This window comes from Kitasatospora sp. NPDC001664 (assembly GCF_053596675.1).
This window is the reverse complement of record NZ_JBSFGS010000084.1, coordinates 1-3,034: the sequence shown is the minus strand read 5'-3', so window position 1 is coordinate 3,034 and position 3,034 is coordinate 1. Positions and strand designations below refer to the sequence as shown.

At 72.6% G+C, this 3,034-nt stretch carries 2 protein-coding genes and 1 pseudogene; 1 reads left to right on the top strand and 2 read right to left on the bottom strand.

Going from position 1 to position 3,034, the window contains the following annotated elements; translation table 11 throughout:
* Nucleotides 1-656 (top strand): annotated as a pseudogene (locus tag ACWCYY_RS40745) (DNA-binding protein); the annotation flags it as partial.
* A 255-nt stretch (nucleotides 657-911) separates the two neighbouring features.
* Here ACWCYY_RS40745 and nagB read toward each other — a convergent pair.
* Together nagB and ACWCYY_RS40735 are read right to left on the bottom strand one after the other, a co-directional pair.
* Nucleotides 912-1,694 (bottom strand): glucosamine-6-phosphate deaminase, encoded by a 783-nt coding sequence (gene nagB / locus ACWCYY_RS40740; protein WP_345280366.1) that lies wholly within the window; start codon nucleotides 1,692-1,694, stop codon nucleotides 912-914.
* Nucleotides 1,695-1,776: 82 nt separating this feature from the next.
* Nucleotides 1,777-2,790, bottom strand: coding sequence for a glycosyltransferase family 2 protein (locus tag ACWCYY_RS40735; protein WP_380149382.1), 1,014 nt, complete (start codon nucleotides 2,788-2,790; stop codon nucleotides 1,777-1,779).
* Nucleotides 2,791-3,034 lie beyond the last annotated feature (244 nt).

Sequence of the window (3,034 nt, the reverse complement as noted above, 5' to 3'; positions counted from 1 at the left end):
TGCTGGCCACCAAGTTCACCCAGGGCGCCTGGCTGGCCGTCCTGGCCGCCGCCGCGCTCTGGATGATGATGCGCGGCATCCGCCGCCACTACGACCGGGTCTCCGCCGAGCTCTCGGTGACGGATCCTCAGGAGGACTCCGTCCGCCCGGCCCGGGTGCACGGGATCGTGCTGGTCTCCCGGCTGCACAAGCCCACCCTGCGCGCGCTCACCTACGCACAGGCCTTCCAGCTGGACGACCTGGAGGCGCTCACCGTCGCCGTGGAGCCCGAGGCGGTGAGCGAGCTGCGCGCGCAGTGGGACGCCGCCGGGCTGGACGTCCCGCTGAAGCAACTCGCCTCGCCCTACCGGGAGATCACCAAGCCGGTGACCGCCTACGTCCGCTCGGTGCGGCAGGCCAGCCCCGGCGACGCCGTGGCGGTGTTCATCCCCGAGTACGTGGTCGGCCACTGGTGGGAGACCCTGCTGCACAACCAGTCCGCGCTCTGGCTGAAGAGCCGCCTGCTCTTCACCCCCGGCGTGATGGTCATCTCGGTCCCCTGGCAGCTCAACTCCTCGGCCCGGGCGGACCGCCCGGCCCGCCGCGCCCCGGGCGCGGTGCGGCGCGGCGAGCCGGAGCAGCCGGGCCGGACCCCGGACCGCGCCGAGACGCGGTAAGGAACACCCGATCACCCGTACGGACGGCGTCAGCGGACCGCTGACGCCGTCCACGTCGGCGCCGCCCTGGAGCGCGACCGCCCCGCCACCGCGGCCTCGCCGAAGCCATGGACGGCACCCTCGACGTCGAGGACACCACCGGCGGCGGCACCACCGTGCTCCTCACCCTCCCGGCGGCCTGATGCGGCCCGGAACGCACGGGAGCCGTGGCCCCCGGAGGGACCACGGCTCCCGCACGACGGGCGCGGTACTGCGTCAGATCGACTGCCAGTCCGGCTTCGCGGCGTAGGTGGCGCGGAAGTAGTCGGCCAGCTTGAGGCCGGCTGCGGCGGCCTCGTCGACCACCACGGTGGCGTGCGGGTGGAGCTGCAGGGCCGAGGCCGGGACCAGCGCGGAGAGCGGGCCCTCGACGGTGGCGGCGACGGCGTCGGCCTTGTTGGCGCCGGTGGCCAGCAGGACCACGTGACGGGCCTCCAGGATGGTGCCGATGCCCTGGGTGATGACGTGGTGCGGGACCTGCTCGATGTCGTCCTCGAAGAAGCGCGCGTTGTCGACCCGGGTCTGCTCGGTCAGGGTCTTGATCCGCGTGCGCGAGGCGAGCGAGGAGCAGGGCTCGTTGAAGCCGATGTGCCCGTCGGTGCCGATCCCGAGGATCTGGAAGTCCACGCCGCCGGCCTCGGCCAGCGCGCGGTCGTAGTGGATGGCCTCGGCCGCGACGTCCTCGGCGGTGCCGTCCGGGCCGATGAAGGAGGCCTCGCTCAGGCCGAGCGGCTCCACCACCTGGCGGATCACGGTGGAGCGGTAGGACTCCGGGTGCCCGGCGGGCAGGCCGACGTACTCGTCCAGCTGGCAGATCCGGACCCGGGAGACGTCCAGGCCGCCCGCCACCTTGGTGGTCAGCGCGGTGTAGATCGGCAGCGGCGTGGAGCCGGTGGCCACCCCGACCAGCGCGTCGGGCTTGCGCGCCACCAGCTCGGCGATGGCCGAGGCGATGAGCTCGCCGCCCGCGGCGGCGTCGGGGACGATCACGATTTCCATGGCTCCACCGTTCTGATTCGTACGCGTAGATGTGGTCTAGACCAGACTCGCAGATTCTACCGAGCCCCGTCCAGGACCATCGTCACGGTCCAGCCTCCGGTACGCCGCCCTCCCACGCCGGGCCGGAGGCCGAGTCGGGAGCCGCGCCGGAGGCCGAGTCGGAGGCCACGAAGTAGGTGGGGCGGTGCTGGACGGCGGTGTAGATCCGGCCCACGTACTCGCCCAGCAGGCCGACGCAGATCAGCTGCACGCTGCCCAGGAAGAGCACCGCCACGAACAGCGAGGTCCAGCCCGGCACGGTGGAGCCGGCCAGGTGCACCCCGATGCTCCACACCACCATCAGCAGGCAGAGCAGGAAGCTGGCCACGCCCAGCCAGGTGGCCAGCCGCAGCGGGGCCGCCGAGAAGGTGGTGACGCTCTCCATCGCGAGCCGGACCATCTTGCCGACCGAGTACTTGCTGCTCCCGGCGACCCGCTCCGCCCGCTGGTAGGTCACCTGCCCGCTGGGGAAGCCCAGCCAGGGCACCAGCAGCCGGTAGACCTGCTGCTGATCGGTCGGCAGCTCCTTGAGCGCCTCCACCGCGACCCGGCTGAGCAGCCGGAAATCACCCGCCTGGGCCGTCACCCGCTTGCCGACCAGCCTGCGCACCAGCCAGTAGTACGCCCCGGCCGTCCGCCGCTTGAAGGCGGTGTCGGTGGACCGGTCCGTGCGCACCCCGTAGACGATGTCCAGCCCCTCGGCCCGGGCCAGCTCCAGCATCTCGGGGATCTTCTCCGGCGGGTCCTGGAGGTCGGCGTCGATGCTGGCCACGTACGCGCCGACGGCCGCGTGCAGCCCCGCCGTCAGCGCGGCCTGGTGCCCGGCGTTCGACCGCAGTCTGACCACCCTGAGCTCCGGCCACCCGGCCCGCTCCTTCTCCAGCAGCTCGGCCGTCCGGTCCGCGCTCCCGTCGTCCACCGCGACGACCTCGTACGACACCCCGGCCCCGTCCAGCGCCGGGCGCAGTCTGGCCACCAGGGCCGGCAGCGCGGCCTCCTCGTCGTACATCGGGACGACGACCGAGAGGATCGTCCTCCCCTCGGGTGCTACCGGCATGATTTCCCGCCTGCGGTCCAGACCATGGGGACGGCCCGGACAGTAGCACGGGGGCGGCGCCCGGAGAACCGGGTGCCGCCCCCGCGCGGGGTGCTGAGGGACCGTCAGTACTTCAGCGACTTCCAGTAGGTGTTGCTGGCCCAGAGCGCCTGGACCCCATCGGCGTCGTAGAGCACCAGGTTGGCGTCGTTCTGCAGCACCAGGTACGCACCCGGGTGACCCCAGGTCCCGGTCGACCACAGAC

Excerpts from the sequence above, each read along its gene's own strand:
- nagB (WP_345280366.1), bottom strand. The coding sequence starts at position 1,694 with ATGGAAATCGTGATCGTCCCCGACGCCGCCGCGGGCGGCGAGCTCATC.
- ACWCYY_RS40735 (WP_380149382.1), bottom strand. The coding sequence starts at position 2,790 with ATGCCGGTAGCACCCGAGGGGAGGACGATCCTCTCGGTCGTCGTCCCG.